This is a genomic window from Streptomyces sp. NPDC014801 (assembly GCF_043082085.1).
Classification (GTDB): domain Bacteria; phylum Actinomycetota; class Actinomycetes; order Streptomycetales; family Streptomycetaceae; genus Streptomyces.
In genome coordinates, this window is record NZ_JBIBXG010000005.1 from 461685 (window position 1) to 482525 (window position 20841).

Consider the following 20841-nt stretch of genomic DNA (forward strand, 5'->3'; position numbering starts at 1 on the left):
GCAAGCGTGAGCAGCGAGAACGGGAAGGGTGGCGGGGGTGCCGACGGGGCACCGCCGGAGCAGCTCGCGTTCATCCGGGAGAGCGTGCGCAAGGCCAAGGAGCCGCGCGCCAAGCCCCGCACCTGGCGCGGCGCCGCGCTCGCGCCCACGCTGCCGGTCGCGCGGGTGCTCGTCGACAAGGGCGTCCTGCACCTCGACCGCTACTTCGACTACGCCGTGCCCGCCGAACTGGACGCCGACGCACAGCCCGGGGTGCGGGTGCGCGTCCGCTTCGGGGCCGGACGGCACCGGGTCCGCGAGGGGCGGCGCGAGGGCGGCGGGCTGATCGACGGGTTCCTCATCGAGCGGCTGCCCGAGTCCGACTACTCCGGGCCGCTCGCCGCGCTCGCCCAGGTGGTCTCGCCCGAGCCCGTGCTCGGACCCGAGCTCCTCGGGCTCGCCCGGGCCGTCGCCGACCGGTACGCCGGCAGCCTCGCCGACGTCCTGCAGCTCGCCGTACCGCCGCGCAGCGCGCGGGCCGAGCAACGGCCCTCGCCCGCCCCACTGCCGCCGCCACCGGCCCCCGAGGCGGGCTCCTGGGCGCGCTACGAGCGCGGGGCCGCCTTCCTGGAGGCCCTGGCCGCCGGGAACGCACCGCGTGCCGTGTGGAACGCGCTGCCCGGGCCGCAGTGGAGCGAGGAACTGGCCCGCGCGGTCGCCGCCACGCTCGCCTCCGGCCGCGGCGCCCTCGTCGTCCTGCCGGACGGCCGGGCCGTCGCCCGCGTCGACGCCGCCCTGACCGCGCTGCTCGGCGAGGGACGGCACGCCGTGCTCACCGCCGACGCCGGGCCCGAGAAGCGCTACCGCGAGTGGCTGGCCGTGCGGCGCGGCTCCGTACGGGCCGTGCTCGGCACCCGGGCCGCCATGTTCGCGCCCGTGCAGGACCTGGGCCTGGTCGCCCTGTGGGACGACGGCGACGACAGCCACAGCGAACAGCACGCCCCGCAGCCGCACGCCCGCGAGGTCCTGCTGCTGCGCGCCGCCCAGGACCGGTGCGCCTTCCTGCTGGGCGGCTTCAGCTGCACCGTGGAGGCCGCGCAGCTGGTGGAGAGCGGCTGGGCGCGGCCCATCGTCGCCGTACGGGACCAGGTGCGGGCCGCCGCGCCGCTGGTGCGGACCGTCGGCGACGCCGACCTCGCCCGCGACGAGGCCGCGCGCGCCGCCCGGCTGCCGACCCTCGCCTGGCAGGTGGCCCGGGAGGGTCTGCGGCACGGGCCGGTGCTCGTGCAGGTGCCGCGCCGGGGGTACGTGCCGCGGATGGCCTGTGCGCAGTGCCGTGAGCCCGCGCGGTGCCGGCACTGTGCCGGGCCGCTGGAGGCGCGGCACGGCGCCGCGGGCGCGGGGTCGCTGTGGTGCGGCTGGTGCGGGCGGGAGGAGACCGCCTGGCACTGTCCCGAGTGCGGGTCCTTCCGGCTGCGCGCCCAGGTCGTCGGCGCCCGGCGCACCGCCGAGGAGCTGGGGCGGGCCTTCCCGGCCGTCCCGGTGCGCACCTCCGGGCGCGAGCACGTGCTGGACACCGTGCCGGAGACGCCCGCGCTGGTGGTGAGCACGCCCGGCGCCGAACCCGTCGCCGAGGGCGGCTACGCGGCGGCGCTGCTGCTGGACGGCTGGGCCATGCTCGGGCGTCCCGACCTGCGCGCCGAGGAGGACGCGCTGCGGCGCTGGATCGCGGCCGCCGCGCTGGTACGGCCGCAGAGCGCCGGCGGCACCGTCGCCGTCGTCGCCGAGCCCACGGCCCGCCCGGTGCAGGCGCTGGTGCGCTGGGACCCGGTCGGGCACGCCGTGCGCGAACTCGCCGAGCGGGCCGAGCTGGGCTTTCCCCCGGTCTCGCGGATGGCGGCCGTGTCGGCGCCGGGACCGGTGCTGGCGGAGTTCCTGGGCGCGGTGGAGCTGCCGCGGGAGGCGGAGGTGCTGGGGCCGGTGCCGCTGCCGGTCACCGCGCCCGGCCGGCCGCGCCGGCCCGGCGCCCCGCCGCCGGGGGAGCACTGGGAGCGGGCGCTGATCCGGGTGCCGCCGGGCAGCGGGGCGGCGCTGGCCGCCGCGCTCAAGGCCGCGCAGGCGGCACGGATGGCCCGCGGGGGAGGAGAGGCGGTCCGGGTGCGGATCGATCCCCCGGACATCGGCTGAGCTGCGCGGGCACGACGTCGGTGGTCGCCGAGGAGGCACGGGGGCGCGGGGGTGAGGGGGCGGTGCCGTGCGGGTCGGTGGCGTCGTGCGGTCGGTGGTGCTCGGTGGCGTGGTGCCGGTCGGTGGTGCTCGGTGGCGTGGTGCCGGTCGGTGGCGTCCGGTGCGGGTAGATACGCGTCTGCCCTCCCGGAGTGACCGGGAGGGCAGTTGACGGCGTCTCACCTCACGCGGGCCCCGCGCACGGGTCAGCCGTTGCGCGGGCCCGGGAACGCCGTCGGCCTCGCCTCGTCCCGCAGGGACGTGCTGCCCGCCGTCGGCTGGGTCGGCATGGAGCGGGCGGCCGGGACGGTGGGCACGACGGGGATGCCGGTGCCCACGTTGACGGTGCGGGTGCCCGACGGCTCGGCGGCCCGCTCGGGCTCGGTCGCGGCCTGCGCGGCCGCGCGGCGGGAGCCGTAGCGGCGGTGCACCGCCTGCTTGGTGACACCCAGTGCGGAGCCCACCGCGTCCCACGAGAAGCCGAGCGAACGGTCGAAGTCGACCGCGGCGGTGACCAGGGTCTCGACGCTGTCCCGCAGTTCCTGGGCGAGGCGGACCGTCGGGGCGGGAGCGCGGCCGTAGACGACGAAGCCCGTGGAGGGGCCGGAGCGGCGCGGGCGGTAGACGTTGCCCAGCTGAGCGGTGAGCGTGCGCAGCGCGTCCACCTGCCGGCGGACCCGCTCGATGTCCCGCACCAGCAAGTGCAGGCTGGCCCGGGCCTGGGCGTCGTGGGTTGCGTGGTCGGCCATGAACAAGCCTCTCGAACCGGGGGTGAGGAGAAGGGGTCAACTCTTTCTTGACCAACGCGTCTTCGCTCCGCGGGTCACGCAGTGGGGGCGTGAGGGCATATGACTGCGCCCCTCGGGTCGGCTCGCCTTCGGCTTCGCCGGGGGTGTTCTCCCACCCGCCGCCCGTTTCCGGCCGGGCAGGAGGCCGGCCCCTTCCTTCTCCGGCCGATCGCCGTCGGCGGCTGTCCCGCCGTCCAGCGGTGTCCCGCCGCCGCCTTCGGCGATTCTCCCTCCGGTGTCCGGTGCTTCGGCGGCTTCTTCCTCGTGGTCATAGACTGGTGCGCTGCCCGTCGACCGTTGTCGTCCGAGAGGTTCGATCCCGCCCATGAAGCTCGTCTTCGCCGGTACCCCCGAGGTCGCCGTTCCCGCTCTGGACGCCCTGATCGCCTCCGGGCGGCACGAGGTGGCCGCCGTCGTCACGCGGCCCGACGCGCCGGCCGGGCGGGGCCGCAGGCTGGTGGCGTCGCCCGTGGCGGAGCGGGCGGAGGAGGCCGGGATCGAGGTGCTGAAGCCGGCCAAGCCGCGCGATCCGGAGTTCCTGGAGCGGCTGAAGGAGATCGCGCCGGACTGCTGCCCCGTCGTCGCCTACGGCGCGCTGCTGCCCCGGGTGGCGCTGGACATCCCCGCGCACGGCTGGGTCAACCTGCACTTCTCGCTGCTGCCCGCCTGGCGGGGCGCCGCCCCCGTGCAGCACTCCCTGATGGCCGGCGACCAGATCACGGGCGCGTCCACCTTCCTCATCGAGGAGGGCCTCGACTCCGGGCCCGTCTACGGCACCGTCACCGAGGAGATCCGGCCCACGGACACCAGCGGCGACCTGCTGACCCGGCTCGCCTTCGCCGGCGCCGGGCTGCTCGCCGCCACCATGGACGGCATCGAGGACGGCACGCTGAAGGCCGTCCCGCAGCCCCACGAGGGCGTCACCCTCGCGCCGAAGATCACCGTCGAGGACGCCCGCGTCGACTGGGCCGCGCCCGCGCTGCGCGTGGACCGGGTCGTGCGCGGCTGCACGCCGGCCCCCGGCGCCTGGACCACCTTCCGCGGCGAGCGGCTGAAGCTCATTCAGGTCGCGCTGCTCACCGACCGCACCGACCTCGCCCCCGGCGCCCTGGACGTCGGCAAGAACCACGTCCACGCCGGCACCGGTTCGCACGCCGTGGAGCTGCTGTGGGTGCAGGCCCAGGGCAAGAAGCCGATGCGCGCCGCCGACTGGGCGCGCGGCGTCCGCATCGCCTCCGGCGAGAGCCTCGGGTAAGGCGGGGTCCGCGGGACGGTGGGCGTCGCCTGCGTGTGCGGCAAGGTCCGCTGGACGGTGGGCGTCGCCTGCGCGTGAGGTGGGGGACGTAGGCTGGGTGGACAGCCCGTTCTGACATCCGGAGCACCTTTTTCGTGAGCGACACCCCCGGCGCCTCCCGCAGGCCGCGCAAGCCCGGCAAGCCCTACCGCCGTCCGCAGAAGGACCCCGTGCGCATCCTCGCCTTCGAGGCGCTGCGCGCGGTGGACGAGCGCGACGCCTACGCCAACCTCGTGCTGCCCCCGCTGCTGCGCAAGGCCAGGGAGAAGGAGGGGCCCGAGAAGTTCGACGCGCGGGACGCCGCCCTGGCCACCGAGCTGGTGTACGGCACGCTGCGCCGGCAGGGCACCTACGACGCCGTGATCGCGGCCTGCGTCGACCGGCCGCTGCGCGAGGTCGATCCGCCGGTGCTGGACGTGCTGAGCCTCGGCGCGCACCAGCTGCTCGGCACCCGCATCCCCACCCACGCCGCCGTGTCGGCGACGGTGGAGCTCGCCCGGGTGGTGCTCGGCGACGGCCGGGCGAAGTTCGTCAACGCTGTGCTGCGCAAGGTCGCCCAGCGCGATCTCGACGCCTGGCTCGCGGAGATCGCCCCGCCCTACGACAAGGACCCCGAGGACCACCTCGCCGTCGTGCACGCGCACCCGCGCTGGGTCGTCTCCGCGCTGTGGGACTCCCTCGGCGGCGGCCGGGCCGGCATCGAGGAACTGCTGGCGGCCGACAACGAACGGCCCGAGGTGACCCTGGTCGCCCGCCCGGGCCGGGCCACTCCCGAGGAGCTGCTGCGCGAGGAGGCCGCGGTGCCCGGGCGCTGGTCGCCGTACGCCGTGCGGCTGACCGAGGGCGGCGAGCCGGGGGCCGTCGAGGCCGTGCGCGAGGGACGGGCGGGCGTGCAGGACGAGGGCAGCCAGCTCGTCGCGCTCGCGCTGGCCCACGCGCCCGTCGAGGGGCGCGACCGGCTGTGGCTGGACGGCTGTGCCGGTCCCGGCGGCAAGGCCGCGCTGCTCGGTGCGCTCGCCGCCGAACGCGGTGCCACGCTGCTCGCCTCCGAGAAGCAGCCGCACCGTGCCGGGCTCGTCGCCAAGGCGCTCGCCGGCAACCCGGGGCCGTACCAGGTCATCGCCGCCGACGGCACCCGTCCCGCGTGGCGGCCCGGCACCTTCGACCGGGTGCTCGTGGACGTGCCGTGCACCGGTCTGGGTGCCCTGCGCCGCCGCCCCGAGGCCCGCTGGCGGCGCCGGCCCGAGGACCTGGACACCTTCGCCCCGTTGCAGCGCGGCCTGCTGCGCACGGCCCTGGAGTCGGTGCGCGTCGGCGGAGTCGTCGGCTACGCCACCTGCTCACCGCACCTGGCGGAGACGAGGGCCGTCGTCGCCGACCTGCTCAAGCGCTTCCCGGACACCGAACTGGTCGACGCCCGCCCGCTGCTGCCGGGTGTCCCGGACCTCGGCGAGGGCCCCGACGTGCAGCTGTGGCCGCACCTGCACGGCACCGACGCGATGTACCTGGCGCTCATCCGCCGGACCGGCTGACCCGCCCGCCGCACCGGTTGACCTCATTCGCCGGTGCGGCCGCCCTCGTCCGCCGCACCTGCACGGCACCGACGCGATGTATCTGGCGCTCATCCGCCGGACCGGCTGACCTCGCTCGGTCTCGGTGCGGGCGTGCCGTCGTGGTGCGCCAGGCGGTGCGGCCACCACACCTTCTTGCCCACGTCCAGGAAGAGCGAGGTGACCAGCACCGACCGCACCACGAAGGTGTCCAGCAGGACACCGAGCGCGACCGCGAAGCCGATCTCCGCGAACCCGACGATGGGCAGCGTGCCCAGGGCCGCGAAGGTGCCCGCGAGAACCAGGCCGGCCGAGGTGATGACCGCGCCGGTGGCGGCCAGGGCCGTCACCACGCCGGGCCGGGTGCCCTGCCGGATCGCCTCCTCGCGGACGCGCGTGGTGAGGAAGATGTTGTAGTCGATGCCGAGCGCCACCAGGAACACGAAGACGAACAGCGGGAAGGCCACGTCCTCGCCCGCGTAGCCGAAGACGTGCCGGAAGGCGAGCGCGCTCAGGCCCAGCGCACTGGCCAGCGACAGCACCACCGTGCCGACCAGCAGCAGCGGGGCCACCAGCGCGCGCAGCAGAACCCCGAGGACCAGCAGGACGACGGCGAGGACCAGCGGGATGACCAGGTAGTTGTCGTGGGCCTGGGCGTCCTCCATGTCCAGCAGGGCCGCGGTGCCGCCGCCCACCCGCGCGTCGGCGCCCGGCACGGCGTGCACCGCGTCGCGGACCCGCTGCACGGTCGCCTTGGCGGCGTCGCTGTCCGCCGGGTCCCGCATGGTCGCCTCGAACAGCACCCTGCCGTCGTGCACCGGGGCGGCGCCCGGCGGTATGCCGATGCTCGTCGGTACGACGGCCGGGTCCGCGGCGACCGTGCGGCCCACCCGCTCGGCCTGCGCGGCGTTGGAGACCACGACGAGGGGGTCGCCGGTGCCGGCGGGGAAGTAGCGGGCCGACACCTCCTGCCCGACGATCGAGTCCGGTTTGCTGGTGAAGGAGTCCGCGTTGGGGATGCCCGACGCGCGCAGCTGGAACAGCCCGAGCGAGAGGACGGCCAGCACCACGGCCGTCACGCTCCACACCATCCGCGGGCGGCGCGCGATGCGCCGGCCCATGCGGGCCCACACCCCGCGCACCGTGGGGTCGGCCGAGCCGACGTGCGGGATCACCGGCCAGAATATCCAGCGGCCCAGGCACACCAGCAGGGCGGGGAACAGGGTCAGCATGGTCACCAGGGCGACCAGGACGCCGATCGCCGCCACCGGTCCCAGGCCGCGCGTGGAGTTCATCTCGGCCACCAGCAGCACGAGCATGCTCAGCACGACCGTCGCGCCGGACGCCACGACCGCCGGGCCCGCCCGGTGCAGGGCGCGCCGCATCGCCTCGTGCCGGTCCTCGTGCCGGCGCAGCTCCTCTCTGTACCGGGCGACCAGCAGCAGCGCGTAGTCCGTGCCGGCGCCGAAGACGAGGACGGTGAGGATGCCCGCGCTCTGTCCGTTCACGGTCAGGCCGGCGTGCCGGGCCAGCAGGTAGATCAGCGCCTGGGCGGTGAACAGGGAGACGACCACGCCGATCAGCGGCACGAACAGCAGGATCGGGCTGCGGTAGGTCAGCAGCAGCATCACGATCACCACGGCCATCGCGGAGAACAGCAGCGTGGAGTCGATGCCCGCGAACGCCTTGGCGGAGTCCGCGGCGGTGCCGCCGGGCCCGGTGATGTACACGGCGAGCCCGGCGCCGCCCTCGCCCACCCGGTCACGGATCGAGTGCACCGCGGGCTGGATGCGCTGCCAGCCGGAGGCGTCCATCGTGATGGGCACGTAGATCTGGGCGGCGCGCGGGGCGGTGGGCCGGTCGAAGACGGGGCCGCGGGTCTCCGGGCCGCGCACGCCGTGGTCGTGCAGGGTGCGCAGCTGCGCCGCGTCCTGGGCGATCTGCGCGCGGTCGCGCACGGTCAGTCCGCCGTCGCGGGCGTAGACCACGACGGCGGGGATCTGCTCCGGCCGGAAGTCCTCGGAGAGGTTCAGCACCTGGGTGGACTCGGCGGAGCCGGGCAGCCACGACTGGGCGTCGTTGTCCTGGGCGTCGGTGAGCTTCTGCGCGAGGGGCGCGACCACGAAGAGCACCAGCAGCCACAGCGCGACCACGACCCACTTCATCCGCCGCCCGCAGACGAACCGCGCGACGTTCCGGTCGCCCGTCATCGCGGCCCCCGCCCGGGCGCCCCGGCACCGGCGCGCGACGGGACGTCGTACGGCCGCGTCCCGCGACACGCCACATACGGCCCGCACCCGGAGAAGCGGGGCATCCTGCCGGGACTGATGGCGCTCACCCGCCGGGGGCATGGCAGGCTTGGGTCATGGCCGTGCAGATCAACCCCAGCATCCTGTCCGCCGACTTCGCCCGCCTCGCGGACGAGGCGGAGGCGGTCCGGGGAGCCGACTGGCTCCACGTCGACGTGATGGACAACCATTTCGTCCCCAACCTCACGCTCGGCGTGCCGATCGTGGAGTCCCTGGCCCGCGCGACCGACACCCCGCTGGACTGCCACCTGATGATCGAGGACCCCGACCGCTGGGCCCCCCAGTACGTCGAGGCGGGCGCCGGGTCCGTGACCTTCCACGTCGAGGCGTCCGCCGCCCCGGTGCGGCTCGCCCGGGAGATCCGTGCCAAGGGCGCACGCGCGTCCATGGCCCTCAAGCCCGCGACGCCCATCGAGCCGTACGAGGACCTGCTCCCCGAGCTCGACATGCTGCTGATCATGACGGTCGAGCCGGGCTTCGGAGGGCAGGCGTTCCTGGACATCATGCTCCCCAAAATCCGGCGCACCCGCGAGTTGATCAGCAAGCACGGCCTGCAGCTGTGGCTCCAGGTCGACGGCGGCGTCTCGGCCTCGACGATCGAGCGGTGCGCGGACGCCGGCGCCGACGTCTTCGTCGCCGGATCCGCGGTCTACGGCGCGAAGGACCCCGCCGACGCGGTGCGTGGCCTGCGCCGGCAGGCGGAGGCGGCCACCGCCAAGGCGAGCTGGGCGTGCGACCACTGACCAACGGATACGTGAACGCCCGCCATCAGGGCTGATCGACCGCGCCGGATCTGCAAGGATGAACGGCGAATCCAGAGTGTGAACAGCAGTGAGGAGATCGCCGTGTCGGGTATGTCGGCGGGCCGGTCAGCCATGCGGATGGGACCCGCTGAGCTGGTGCAGGCGGCGGCCATGGCCCGCCGCTTCTACCTCGAGGGCAAATCCAAGATCCAGATCGCGGAGGAGTTCGGCGTCAGCCGCTTCAAGGTGGCCCGGGTCCTGGAGACGGCCCTCGAACGGGATCTCGTGCGCATCGAGATCCGCGTGCCGGCCGAACTGGACGCCGAGCGCTCCGACGCGCTCCGCGCCCGCTACGGCCTGCGGCACGCCGTCGTGGTCGAGTCCCCGCCCGAGTCGGAGGAGACCCCCGACCCGGAGAACCTGGGGGAAGTGGCCGCCGACCTGCTCGGCGAGCTGGTGAACGAGGGGGACGTGCTGGGCCTGGCCTGGGGCCGGTCCACCATCCACATGGCGGCCGCCCTGGACCGGCTGCCGCCCTGCACGGTCGTGCAGCTGACGGGTGTCTACGACGCCGGGACCGCCGAGCGCGGCTCGGTGGAGGCCGTGCGCCGCGCCGCGCAGGTCTCCGGCGGCGACGCCCACCCCATCTACGCGCCGATGCTGCTGCCGGACGCGGCCACCGCGGCGGCGCTGCGCAACCAGACCGGCATCGCCCGGGCCTTCGAGTACTTCGACAAGGTCACGGTCGCCTGTGTGTCCATCGGCTCCTGGGAGCCGGGCATCTCCACGGTGCACGACATGCTCTCCGAGGAGGAGCGCGCGCACTACGCCTCGCTGGGCGTGGCCGCGGAGATGTCCGCGCACCTCTTCGACGCCGAGGGCCGCCGGGTGGGCCGGGACCTGGGGGAGCGGTGCATCACGGTCAAGGCCGACCAGCTCCGCCGTATCCCCGAGGTCGTGGCGATCGCGGGCGGGCAGCGCAAGGCGTCGGCGATCGACGCGGTGCTGCGCTCGGGGCTCGTCACCAGCCTGGTGACGGACACCTCGGCCGCGGACTACCTGATGACCGCGGGCCCCACGCCGAAGCCGGCGCTGAACCGGGCCGACCCCGACGGCGTCTGACGGAGGCCGACCCGGGCCCGGCCGAGGCGCTGCCGGACCCGGGCGCGGCCGTAACCGGGCGGGGCTTTATGCGGTGCCGTAGCCGGGTGGGACTTGATGCGGCCGCAACCAGGCGGGGCCCGGTTACGGCAGCAACCAGGCGGGACCCGGTCGCGGCCGTGACGAGGCAGGACGGGGCGCGGCCGTGGCGGCAGCGGACGCAGGCGCCCCCGTGGCAGCATCGGGCCCATGGTGCTGCGGTTCGTCCCCCGGGTCCTGGCCGGTCTGCTCGTCCTGCTGCTGGGCGCCTGCGCGGCGCCCGCCACGGACACGGCACCGTCCCGGGCGCCCGCCACGGCCACGACGGCGTCCCGGGCGCCCGCCGCGGCCGCCACGCCGTCCTGGGCGGCCGGCATGGCGACCGTCCGGGAGTCCGGGCTGCCCGCCGAGGCCCGGCACACCCTCGACCTCATCGACCGGGGCGGCCCCTTCCCGTACGCCCGGGACGGCATCGTCTTCGGCAACGTGGAGGGGCGGCTGCCCCGCCACCCGCGCGGCTACTACCACGAGTACACCGTCCCGACCCCGGGCTCGCGCGACCGCGGGGCCCGGCGCCTGGTCACCGGGCGGGGCGGCGAGACGTATTACACCGACGACCACTACGACTCGTTCAGGGCGGTACTGCGATGACCCAAGCCGTGCTCACCCTCGACCTCGACGGGGTCACGGACAAGGCGGGCCTGATGGACCGGTGCGCCCGGGACCTCGGGCTGCCGGACTGGTTCGGCCGCAACTGGGACGCGCTCGCCGACGTCCTGTCCGACCCGGGCGTGTGGCCCGAAGAGGCCGAGCCGCTGGTCGTGGTGCGGAACTGGCAGCCCTACGCCGAGGCGCGCCCCGCCGAGTGGGAGACCGCGCGGGAGGTCTTCTCGCAGGCCACTGCCGTCACCGTGGCCCTCGCCCTTGGATGATCCTCCGAAGGCGCCCCTGACCAGCCTGGACGAACCGACTGTGCCCCGGTGTGCGGGCGGCATGGGACAATGAAGTACGTGCTCTTTCCCCCTGGCACACCTGTCAGGGGGTCGCCTCTGAACGACTGGGATGTGCAGCACGTGCGTTTCCTCAACGACATCCAGCCCCCGTACGACCTGACGTACGACGACGTCTTCATGGTGCCGAGCCGCTCCGCGGTCGGCTCGCGTCAGGGCGTGGACCTCAGCTCCCCGGACGGCACGGGCACGACCATCCCGCTCGTCGTCGCCAACATGACCGCCATCGCCGGCCGGCGCATGGCCGAGACGGTGGCCCGTCGCGGTGGCCTCGTGGTGATCCCGCAGGACATCCCGATCGACGTCGTCACCGAGGTCGTCTCCTGGGTCAAGAGCCGCCACCTCGTGCTCGACACCCCGATCGTGCTGGCCCCGCACCAGACCGTCGCCGACGCCCTGGCCCTGCTGCCGAAGCGGTCGCACAACGCCGGCGTGGTCGTCGACGAGGAGCAGCGCCCGATCGGTGTCGTCACCGACGCCGACCTCTCCGGCGTGGACCGCTTCACGCAGCTCGAGGTCGTCATGTCCAAGGACCTGCTGCTGCTCGACGCGGACATCGACCCGCGCGAGGCGTTCAACACCCTGGACCACCACAACCGCCGCTACGCCCCGGCCGTGGACCAGGAAGGCCGCCTGGCCGGCATCCTCACCCGCAAGGGCGCCCTGCGCGCCACCCTGTACACGCCGGCCGTGGACGCGAACGGCAAGCTGCGCATCGCCGCCGCCGTCGGCATCAACGGCGACGTCGCGGGCAAGGCCAAGCAGCTGCTGGACGCGGGCGTCGACACGCTCGTCATCGACACCGCGCACGGCCACCAGGAGTCGATGATCAGCGCCGTCAAGCTGGTGCGCGCGCTCGACCCGCAGGTGCCGATCGTGGCCGGCAACATCGTCGCCGCCGAGGGCGTCAAGGACCTCGTCGAGGCCGGCGCGGACATCATCAAGGTCGGTGTCGGCCCCGGCGCCATGTGCACCACCCGCATGATGACCGGCGTGGGCCGCCCGCAGTTCTCCGCCGTGCTGGAGTGCGCCGCAGAGGCGAACAAGTACGGCAAGCACGTGTGGGCCGACGGCGGTGTCCGCCACCCGCGTGACGTGGCGATGGCCCTCGCGGCCGGCGCCTCCAACGTGATGATCGGCTCCTGGTTCGCCGGGACCTACGAGTCCCCGGGCGACCTGCAGCAGGACGCGAACGGCCGGCTGTACAAGGAGTCCTTCGGCATGGCCTCCGCGCGCGCGGTGCTCAACCGGACCTCCGAGGAGTCGTCCTACGACCGCGCCCGCAAGGCGCTGTTCGAGGAGGGCATCTCCACCTCGCGGATGTTCCTCGACCCGGCCCGCCCGGGCGTCGAGGACCTGATCGACTCGATCATCGCGGGCGTCCGCTCCTCCTGCACCTACGCCGGTGCCTCCAACCTGGAGGAGTTCGCCGACCGCGCGATCGTCGGCATCCAGAGCGCGGCCGGCTACGCCGAGGGCAAGCCGCTGCACGCCAGCTGGAGCTGACGCGCCAACTCCCTTCCGTACGGCCCCCGTTGATCCCGCAGTCCGGGCATCACGGGGGCCGTCGGCATGTCCGCGTCCCCGGCGCCGGCGGATACGCGGGCAAAAGGGACGCCCGAGGGCCGTGCGCAACACTCGACAGCCCCGGCGCAACGATTTGGCATTCGGGGCCGAGGAACGCAATGATCATGCGGGGATGCGCAAGGTTGCTGCATTACGCCCGTGAAGCCCCGCCTCGTAGGGTGCTGCGCTAGTACGTGGCGTGCGGGGACCCCGCTCGGCGGGTTCCTGCTCTCGCAGGCTCCACCGGTCCCCACCCACGAGGGCCGGCGGTCGTGCCGGTCCGTACGACTCATCCCGGCAGCGATAAGGAGCCAGCGCGTGCTCGACCAAGGCGCACCCCCGCAGAAGCAGATATCGGCCGCCCCCGCGTCCCCGGGCGTCGCCGCGCGCCTCATGCGTCGCAAGCCCGTGGAACGCCTGGTCGCGGAGGGCGGCCAGGGCGAAGGAGGGCAGCTGCGCCGCTCCCTCGGGCTGTGGCAGCTGACCATGATCAGCATCGGTGCCACCCTGGGCACCGGCATCTTCGTCGTGCTCGGCGAGGCCGTCCCCAAGGCGGGCCCGGCCGTCACCCTCTCGTTCGTGATCGCGGGCCTCACCGCGCTGTTCTCGGCCCTGTCCTACGCCGAGCTGGCGGGCACCATCCCGGTCTCCGGCTCCTCGTACTCGTACGCATACGCAACCATGGGCGAACTGATCGCCTGGGTGTGCGGCTGGTGTCTGCTGCTGGAGTACGGCGTCTCCGTCGCCGCCGTGGCCGTCGGCTGGGGCGAGTACCTCAACGAGCTGCTGGACGGCACGATCGGCGTGACCATCCCGGCCGCGCTCGCCAACCCGCCCGGCGTCGACGGCGGCGTGTTCAACCTGCCGGCCCTGATCGTCGTCGTCCTCGCCATGGTGTTCCTGCTCGGCGGCGCCAAGGAGTCCGCCCGCGCGAACACCGTCATGGTGTGCGTGAAGATCGCCGCGCTGATCCTGTTCTGCGCCATCGGCTTCATGGGCTTCAAGTCCGGCAACTACTCCCACTTCATGCCGCTCGGCATGGCGGGCGTCAGCGCGGCCGGCGCCACCCTGTTCTTCTCCTACATCGGCTTCGACGCCGCCTCCACCGCCGGTGAGGAGGCCAAGGACGCTCAGCGCGACCTGCCCCGCGCCATCATCCTGTCGCTGGTGATCGTGACCGCGCTGTACGTGCTGGTCGCCGCCGTCGCCGTCGGCGCGAAGCCGTGGCGGCAGTTCAACGACTCCGAGGCCGCGCTCGCCAAGATCATGACGGACGTCACCGGCCAGAGCTTCTGGGGCACCCTGCTCGCCTTCTGCGCCGTCATCGCCATCGCCAGCGTCGTGCTGACCGTGCTCTACGGCCAGACCCGCATCCTGTTCGCCATGTCCCGCGACGGCCTGGTGCCCAAGATCTTCGCCAAGGTCAACCCGAAGACCGGCGCCCCGCGCGCCAACACGGTGATCGTCTCCCTGTTCTGCGGCGTCCTCGCCGCCGCCATCCCGCTCGGTCAGCTGGCCGACGCCACCAGCATCGGCACGCTGTTCGCCTTCGCCCTCGTCAACGTGGCCGTCGTGGTGCTGCGCCGGACCCGCCCGCACATGAAGCGCACCTTCCGGGTGCCGCTCTCGCCGGTGCTGCCCGCCCTCGGCTTCGCCTTCTGCGTCTGGATGATGGGCAGCCTGTCCACCGTCACCTGGGTGGTGTTCGGTGTCTGGATGGCCGTCGGGCTCGTGTTCTACTTCAGTTACGGCTACCGCCGTTCCCGTCTCGCGGCGTCCGCCGAGGAGCCCGCCGTGGCGGCAGAGAACTGACCGAACCGAAGAAGTGAACCACCCCCAGTGCTGAACGATCTCGACGAACGCATCGTGCACGCCCTCGCCGAGGACGCCCGCCGCTCCTACGCGGACATCGGGCAGCTCGTCGGCCTGTCCGCGCCCGCCGTCAAGCGGCGCGTGGACCGGCTGCGGGCCACCGGAGCCATCACCGGATTCACCGTCCGGGTCGACCCGGCGGCCCTCGGCTGGGAGACCGAGGGGTTCGTCGAGATCTACTGCCGCAGCAACACCTCGCCGGAGACGATCCAGCGCGGCCTGGAGCGCTACCAGGAGGTGGTGGCCGCCTCCACGGTCACCGGCGACGCGGACGCGATCGCCCAGGTCTTCGCCTCCGACATGCGCCACTTCGAGCGGGTGCTGGAGCGGATCGCCGGAGAGCCGTTCGTGGAGCGGACCAAGTCGGTCCTGGTGCTGTCCCCGCTGCTGCGCCGCTTCTCCTCGGGCTCCCCGACGTGACGCACCGCCGCCGACCGGACCGGCCACCGCCCCGGTGCCGCCTTCCGGTCGCCGCGGCCGTTCAGCCCTGGTGACGCGCCCCTTCGGGGGCGCGTCCGCGTACCGCGGCCAGCAGGCGCCGCACCGCCACGGCATGGCCGCCCGTGCCGATGACCAGCCCGCGGTAGACCGCGCCCGCGGGACCGGGGAAGGCCGCCCGGGTCTCGGCCCGCAGACGGGTCCGGTCCGCGCCGGCCGCGTCGAGGCGGAAGACCAGGGCGTAGCGCGCGAAGCGGTGACGGCCCACCAGGGCCAGCTCCCGGCCCGGGACCGCGGCCGCCACCCGGAAGCCGCCCAGCACCGAACCCTCCGCCATGGGCCGGGGCCCTGCGGGCGCCCGGTCGGCGCACCCCAGCAGACGGGCCACCCCCGCCATACGGCCGCGGGAGAAGGAACGGCCCACGACCTCGCCGAGCGCGTGCCAGACGGCGTCCGGATCCGCCGCTACGAGCGTCGTGTGCGTGTCGACGTACGGCAGGGCGCGGATCTCGGTGCGATTCATGACGGGCCCTTTCGGCGGACGGCGGCTTCCCCTGGCAGTCTCGCGCGCCGGGGCCGTGCGCGGCCTCCTCCCGGCGGCCCGCCCGCCCGGCCGTGCGGGGGAGACGGAGCCGTGCGGCCTCCTTCCGGGGGAGGAGAAAAGCACCTGCGCGGCCCGGTCCCGGCGGCCTACCATCGGGGCATGAGACGACGACATTGACCCGACCGGGTTCCGGACGACACCGGTGCGGTCCGCCGACTGGCGCGCACCCTGGACGCGTACTCCTTCCTGGACGACTTCGTCCTGCTCTACCCGGTGTACGCGCTGCTCTTCACGGACACCGGCCTGTCCGTCGGTGAGATCTCCTCGCTGTTCGCGCTGTGGTCGCTCACCGGCGTCCTGCTGGAGGTGCCGTCCGGCGCGTGGGCCGACGCGGTCTCCCGACGGCTGCTGCTGTGGGTCGGCCCGCTGCTCACGGCGGTCGGCTACACGCTGTGGGTCGTCCACCCCTCCTACTGGGCCTTCGCCGTCGGCTTCCTGCTGTGGGGCACGCGCGGCGCCCTCGCCTCCGGCTCCCTGGAGGCCCTCGTCCACGACGAACTCGACCGGCTCGGCGCGGCCGCCCGCTATCCGCGGCTCATGGGCCGCGCCCGGGCGGCCGGCCTCCTCGGCGTGATGTCCGCAACGGGACTGGCCGGGCCGGTGCTGGACGCGGGCGGGTACGCCGCCGTGGGAGCGGCGAGCGTCGGGGCCTGTCTGCTGACCGCCGCGGTCGCCACGCGCTTCCCCGAACACCGGGGCGCGGCGGAGGAACCGCCCGAAGCGTGGCTCGCGACCCTGCGCTCCGGTATGGCGGCGGTCCGGGGTGACCGCCGGGTGCGGGCGGCGGTGCTGCTGGTCCCGGCCGTCACGGCGGTCTGGGGAGCGCTCGACGAGTACACGCCGCTGCTGGTGCGCGAGGCCGGGGTGCGGGACGCGATGGCACCGTACTTCCTGCTGCTGATCGGGGCCGGGGCGACCGTGGGCGGACTGCTCGCGGGTGCGGCCGCCCGGGTGGGGACGCGGGGGCTGGCTGCGTTGTCGGCCGGCGCGGGAGTGATGCTGGCGGCCGGTGCGTGCTGGGGCACGGCGCTCGGGCTGGTGCTGGTCGCGGTGGCCTTCTGCGGGTTCCAGCTGGCGACGGTGCTGGTGGACGCGCGGCTGCAGGAACGGCTGGACGACGGCACGCGGGCGACGGTGACGTCGCTGGCGGGGCTGGGGACGGATGTCACGACGATCGGGGTGTACGGGCTGTACGCGGCGCTGAGCGTGGGGGGCGACCACGCCAGGGCGTTCACGGTGCTGGCGGTTCCGTACGTGCTGGTGGCCCTGCGCCTGGTGTGGAGCCGCAGGGGAAGGGGGTGACTGCAACACCCCAGGGGCGCGGGGAACTGCGCGACCGGCCCACCACTCACCCGCACCCGGGGCGCGACCTGCACGACCCCGCCCCCGTGGGCCCCGCAAACACACCGCGCAACGAATCGCCGCGAAGAAACAAACGCACGCAACGATCCGCTCACCGGCGCGCAACGGCTCCTCCTTGTCCCGCCCGCGCAGCCGACCGTACCGTCTAGAAGGCCCCCCAACCCCTTACGTACCGGTGAGGAACACGCATGCGCACCGCCCTGCTCCAGAGCTCCGGCCGCCCCGGATCCGTCGCCGAGAACCTCAAGGTGCTCGACGACGCCGCGGGCCGTGCCGCCGCCGCCGGAGCCGGGCTGCTGACCGCGCCGGAGATGTTCCTGACCGGCTACGCGATCGGCGACGACATCGCCCGTCTCGCCGAGCCCGCCGACGGCGACTCCGCCGACGCGATCGCGGAGATCGCCGCCCGGCACGGCGTCGCCGTCGCGTACGGCTACCCGGAGCGCGAGGGCGAGAGCGTCTACAACTCCGCCCAGCTGATCGACGCGACCGGCACCCGCCGCGCGAACTACCGCAAGACCCACCTCTTCGGCTGCTTCGAGCGGGACCACTTCACCCCGGGCGACCGCCAGCTCGTCCAGACCGAGCTGAACGGCCTCACCGTCGGCCTGCTGATCTGCTACGACGTCGAGTTCCCGGAGAACGTCCGCGCCCACGCCCTGGCCGGCACCGACCTCCTGCTCGTCCCGACGGCGCAGATGCACCCCTTCCAGTTCGTCGCCGAGTCGATGATCCCGGTGCGGGCCTTCGAGAACCAGATGTACGTCGCGTACGTCAACCGCGTCGGCCGGGAAGAGGAGTTCGAGTTCGTCGGGCTCTCCACGCTCGCCGGCCCCGACGGCGTCGCCCGCGCCCGCGCCGGCCGCACCGAGCAGCTGGTCCTCGCCGACGCCGACCCGGCGTTCCTGGCCGCCTCCCGCGAGGACAACCCGTACCTGAGGGACCGCCGCCCGGACCTGTACGGGTCCCTCGTCTGAACCTCCCGGGAAACCCCCGCACCCTCCCCAGAACCACCCGCGCAAGGAGTCCGTACCCCATGACGTCCACGGTGCCCAACGCCGTCGAGCACACCGACGAGCAGCAGCCGCCGATCACCATGTTCGGCCCGGACTTCCCCTACGCCTACGACGACTTCCTCGCCCACCCCGCGGGCCTCGGCCAGATACCCGCGACCGAGCACGGCACCGAGGTCGCGGTCATCGGCGGCGGTCTGTCCGGCATCGTGGCCGCGTACGAGCTGATGAAGATGGGCCTCAAGCCGGTCGTCTACGAAGCGGACCAGCTCGGCGGCCGGCTGCGCACCGTCGGCTTCGAGGGCTGCGACGAGACGCTCAACTGCGAGCTGGGCGCCATGCGCTTCCCGCCGTCCTCCACCGCCCTGCAGCACTACATCGACCTGGTCGGCCTGGAGACGAAGCCCTTCCCGAACCCGCTGGCCGAGGCGACCCCCTCGACCGTGGTCGACCTCAAGGGCGAGTCGCACTACGCCGAGACCATCGACGACCTGCCCCAGGTGTACCGGGACGTCGCCGACGCCTGGAACAAGTGCCTCGAAGAGGGCGCCGACTTCTCCGACATGAACCGCGCCATGCGCGAGCGGGACGTGCCGCGCATCCGCGAGATCTGGGCCAAGCTCGTCGAGAAGCTCGACAACCAGACCTTCTACGGCTTCCTGTGCGACTCCGAGGCCTTCAAGTCCTTCCGCCACCGGGAGATCTTCGGCCAGGTCGGCTTCGGCACCGGCGGCTGGGACACCGACTTCCCGAACTCCATCCTGGAGATCCTGCGCGTCGTCTACACCGAGGCCGACGACCACCACCGCGGCATCGTCGGCGGCTCCCAGCAGCTCCCGCTGCGCCTGTGGGAGCGCGAGCCGGAGAAGATCGTCCACTGGCCGTACGGCACCTCGCTGAAGTCCCTGCACGTGAACGGCGAGCCGCGCCCGGCCGTGACCCGGCTGCACCGCACCGCCGGCAACCAGATCACCGTGACCGACGCGAACGGCGACATCCGCACCTACAAGGCGGCCATCTTCACCGCCCAGTCGTGGATGCTGCTGTCCAAGATCGCCTGTGACGACTCGCTCTTCCCGATCGACCACTGGACCGCGATCGAGCGCACCCACTACATGGAGAGCTCCAAGCTCTTCGTGCCCGTGGACCGGCCCTTCTGGCTGGACAAGGACGAGGAGACCGGCCGGGACGTCATGTCGATGACGCTCACCGACCGCATGACCCGCGGCACCTACCTGCTCGACAACGGCCCGGACCAGCCCGCCGTCATCTGCCTGTCGTACACCTGGTGCGACGACAGCCTGAAGTGGCTGCCGCTGTCCGCCAACGAGCGGATGGAGGTCATGCTGAAGTCGCTCGGCGAGATCTACCCGAAGGTCGACATCCGGAAGCACATCATCGGCAACCCGGTGACGGTCTCCTGGGAGAACGAGCCCTACTTCATGGGCGCGTTCAAGGCCAACCTGCCGGGCCACTACCGCTACCAGCGCCGCCTGTTCACGCACTTCATGCAGGACCGGCTGCCCGAGGACAAGCGGGGCATCTTCCTCGCCGGCGACGACATCTCCTGGACGGCCGGCTGGGCCGAGGGCGCCGTCCAGACCGCGCTGAACGCGGTCTGGGGCGTCATGCACCACTTCGGCGGCGAGACCGACCCGTCCAACCCGGGCCCGGGCGACGTCTACGACGAGATCGCGCCGGTGGAGCTCCCGGAGGACTGACCGGGAGGCGCCGGCGTCACCGCCGGCGCCACGGGCGGGGCGGCGGGACCCGGGGCGCGGCGCGCTCCTAGGGGGTGTCTCGTCGATCACGCCGGGCTCGCGGCGCCTGGCACCGCACCTCGCCGCGTTGTCGTCGGTCCCCGATGCTCCGCATCGACTCCCTCCTCCGCCTTGCGATGCTCCCCCACTGCCTGAACGGCGTGGGAGGTACCCCCACCACCAGGCGCCGCTCCCTGATCCGGCGTGATCGACGAGACACCCCCTAGAGTCCCGCCGCCTTCTCGTAGACCTCCGCGGCGACGTCCTTCAGCTCCTGCGCGTCGCGCGGGGTGGTCTGCAGGTCGAGGAGGACGGCGTCCATGCCGATCTCGGCGAACGCCGCGAGGTCCGTCACGATCTGGTCGGCGTTGCCCTGGAACGGCCGGCGGTCGTCGCCGTCGTAGGCCTTGGCGCTGTACAGGGCGTTCACCCGCGGCACCCGTTCGATGGGCCGGCTGCGGCCGCGCTCGGCGGCGATGTCCTGGAGCTCGTTCCAGCCGGTGGCGTAGGCGTCCGGGCTCATGGCGACCGGGATCCAGCCGTCGGCGTGGTCCACGACCCGGACGAGCGCCTTGCGGGCGGCCGCGCCGACCAGGATCGGGATCGGCCGGGCCGGCTTCGGCCCGACCACCGCGGCGTCGAGCCGGGTGACGGCGCCCTCGTAGCTGACCGGGTCCGGGCCCCACACGGCCCGGCACACGTCGATCACCTCGTCGAGCATCCGGCCGCGCTCCTCATACGGACGTGGCGAGGCGGCGGCGAACTCGTCGGTGGACCAGCCGCTGCCCAGGCCCGCGATCACCCGGCCCCCGCTCGCCGCGTCCAGCGTGGCCAGCGCCTTGGCGAGCTGGAACGGCCCGTGCAGCGGCCCGACCACGACGCCGGTGCCCAGCCGCACCCGTTCGGTGACCGCGGCCGCCAGGGTCAGCGTGACCAGCGGATGGGCCATCCCGCGGTACCAGTCCGGCCAGGGCAGACCCGGGATGCCGTACAGCCCTTGGGTGGGGTGCTCGGGGACGAGCGCCCGCTCGTACACCCACACGCTGTCGTAGCCGATCTGCTCGGCGGTACGCGCCACATCGGTGACGTCCTTGGCGAGGTCGTACTGCCGCAGCTGGGGAAGACCGAGTCCGAGACGGATGGCCATGACGCATCTCCTTCGCGTTCGGTGTGCCCCATCGGCCAAC

At 73.7% G+C, this 20841-nt stretch carries 17 protein-coding genes; 13 read left to right on the forward strand and 4 right to left on the reverse strand.

What is annotated here, in order from left to right:
- The first annotated feature begins 6 nt into the window (after positions 1-6).
- On the forward strand, positions 7-2166 hold the full coding sequence (locus ACF1AL_RS14385; protein WP_391780207.1) for a primosomal protein N': 2160 nt from the start codon (positions 7-9) through the stop codon (positions 2164-2166).
- A gap of 245 nt (positions 2167-2411) precedes the next feature.
- On the opposite strand, the gene ACF1AL_RS14390 is transcribed toward ACF1AL_RS14385, so the two are convergent.
- Positions 2412-2954, reverse strand: coding sequence for a hypothetical protein (locus ACF1AL_RS14390; RefSeq protein WP_366838290.1), 543 nt, complete (start codon positions 2952-2954; stop codon positions 2412-2414).
- A gap of 364 nt (positions 2955-3318) precedes the next feature.
- Between ACF1AL_RS14390 and fmt the strand changes: the two genes are divergently transcribed.
- On the forward strand, positions 3319-4248 hold the full coding sequence (gene fmt / locus ACF1AL_RS14395; RefSeq protein WP_391707546.1) for a methionyl-tRNA formyltransferase: 930 nt from the start codon (positions 3319-3321) through the stop codon (positions 4246-4248).
- Positions 4249-4382: 134 nt separating this feature from the next.
- On the forward strand, positions 4383-5819 hold the full coding sequence (locus ACF1AL_RS14400; protein WP_366838288.1) for a transcription antitermination factor NusB: 1437 nt from the start codon (positions 4383-4385) through the stop codon (positions 5817-5819).
- An 89-nt stretch (positions 5820-5908) separates the two neighbouring features.
- Here ACF1AL_RS14400 and ACF1AL_RS14405 read toward each other — a convergent pair whose 3' ends face one another.
- The gene (locus ACF1AL_RS14405) at positions 5909-8047 is read right to left on the reverse strand and encodes an MMPL family transporter (protein WP_366838287.1); all 2139 of its coding nucleotides are present in this window, start codon (positions 8045-8047) and stop codon (positions 5909-5911) included.
- Between the two features lie 155 nt (positions 8048-8202).
- Between ACF1AL_RS14405 and rpe the strand changes: the two genes are divergently transcribed.
- The 7 genes from rpe (at position 8203) to ACF1AL_RS14440 (ending at position 14897) form a co-directional block, all read left to right on the forward strand.
- On the forward strand, positions 8203-8889 hold the full coding sequence (rpe, locus tag ACF1AL_RS14410) for a ribulose-phosphate 3-epimerase (protein WP_366838286.1): 687 nt from the start codon (positions 8203-8205) through the stop codon (positions 8887-8889).
- 78 nt (positions 8890-8967) lie between these two features.
- The gene (locus ACF1AL_RS14415) at positions 8968-10011 is read left to right on the forward strand and encodes a sugar-binding domain-containing protein (RefSeq protein WP_366838285.1); all 1044 of its coding nucleotides are present in this window, start codon (positions 8968-8970) and stop codon (positions 10009-10011) included.
- A gap of 228 nt (positions 10012-10239) precedes the next feature.
- Positions 10240-10680, forward strand: a complete 441-nt coding sequence (locus ACF1AL_RS14420; RefSeq protein WP_366838284.1) for a ribonuclease domain-containing protein — start codon at positions 10240-10242, stop codon at positions 10678-10680.
- Entirely contained in the window at positions 10677-10961 is a 285-nt protein-coding gene (locus tag ACF1AL_RS14425) for a barstar family protein (protein ID WP_391780206.1), read from the forward strand. The genes ACF1AL_RS14420 and ACF1AL_RS14425 overlap by 4 nt, the downstream gene beginning before the upstream one ends.
- Before the next feature lie 141 nt (positions 10962-11102).
- Positions 11103-12545, forward strand: a complete 1443-nt coding sequence (locus ACF1AL_RS14430; RefSeq protein ID WP_391780275.1) for a GuaB1 family IMP dehydrogenase-related protein — start codon at positions 11103-11105, stop codon at positions 12543-12545.
- 378 nt (positions 12546-12923) lie between these two features.
- On the forward strand, positions 12924-14417 hold the full coding sequence (locus ACF1AL_RS14435) for an amino acid permease (RefSeq protein ID WP_391780205.1): 1494 nt from the start codon (positions 12924-12926) through the stop codon (positions 14415-14417).
- Positions 14418-14444: 27 nt separating this feature from the next.
- The gene (locus tag ACF1AL_RS14440; protein WP_095748338.1) at positions 14445-14897 is read left to right on the forward strand and encodes an Lrp/AsnC family transcriptional regulator; all 453 of its coding nucleotides are present in this window, start codon (positions 14445-14447) and stop codon (positions 14895-14897) included.
- A gap of 61 nt (positions 14898-14958) precedes the next feature.
- Here ACF1AL_RS14440 and ACF1AL_RS14445 read toward each other — a convergent pair whose 3' ends face one another.
- On the reverse strand, positions 14959-15438 hold the full coding sequence (locus ACF1AL_RS14445) for a hypothetical protein (RefSeq protein WP_391780204.1): 480 nt from the start codon (positions 15436-15438) through the stop codon (positions 14959-14961).
- A 237-nt stretch (positions 15439-15675) separates the two neighbouring features.
- On the opposite strand from ACF1AL_RS14445, the gene ACF1AL_RS14450 reads away from it, so the two are divergent.
- The 3 genes from ACF1AL_RS14450 (at position 15676) to ACF1AL_RS14460 (ending at position 19615) form a co-directional block, all read left to right on the forward strand.
- Entirely contained in the window at positions 15676-16821 is a 1146-nt protein-coding gene (locus tag ACF1AL_RS14450; protein WP_391780274.1) for an MFS transporter, read from the forward strand.
- 248 nt (positions 16822-17069) lie between these two features.
- Complete coding sequence (locus tag ACF1AL_RS14455; protein WP_391780203.1) at positions 17070-17858, forward strand: carbon-nitrogen hydrolase family protein; 789 nt, start codon at positions 17070-17072, stop codon at positions 17856-17858.
- 59 nt (positions 17859-17917) lie between these two features.
- A complete protein-coding gene (locus tag ACF1AL_RS14460; protein WP_366838279.1) occupies positions 17918-19615 on the forward strand; it encodes an NAD(P)/FAD-dependent oxidoreductase in 1698 nt (565 codons plus the stop codon).
- Positions 19616-19877: 262 nt separating this feature from the next.
- Here ACF1AL_RS14460 and ACF1AL_RS14465 read toward each other — a convergent pair whose 3' ends face one another.
- A complete protein-coding gene (locus ACF1AL_RS14465) occupies positions 19878-20801 on the reverse strand; it encodes an LLM class F420-dependent oxidoreductase (protein ID WP_391780202.1) in 924 nt (307 codons plus the stop codon).
- Positions 20802-20841 lie beyond the last annotated feature (40 nt).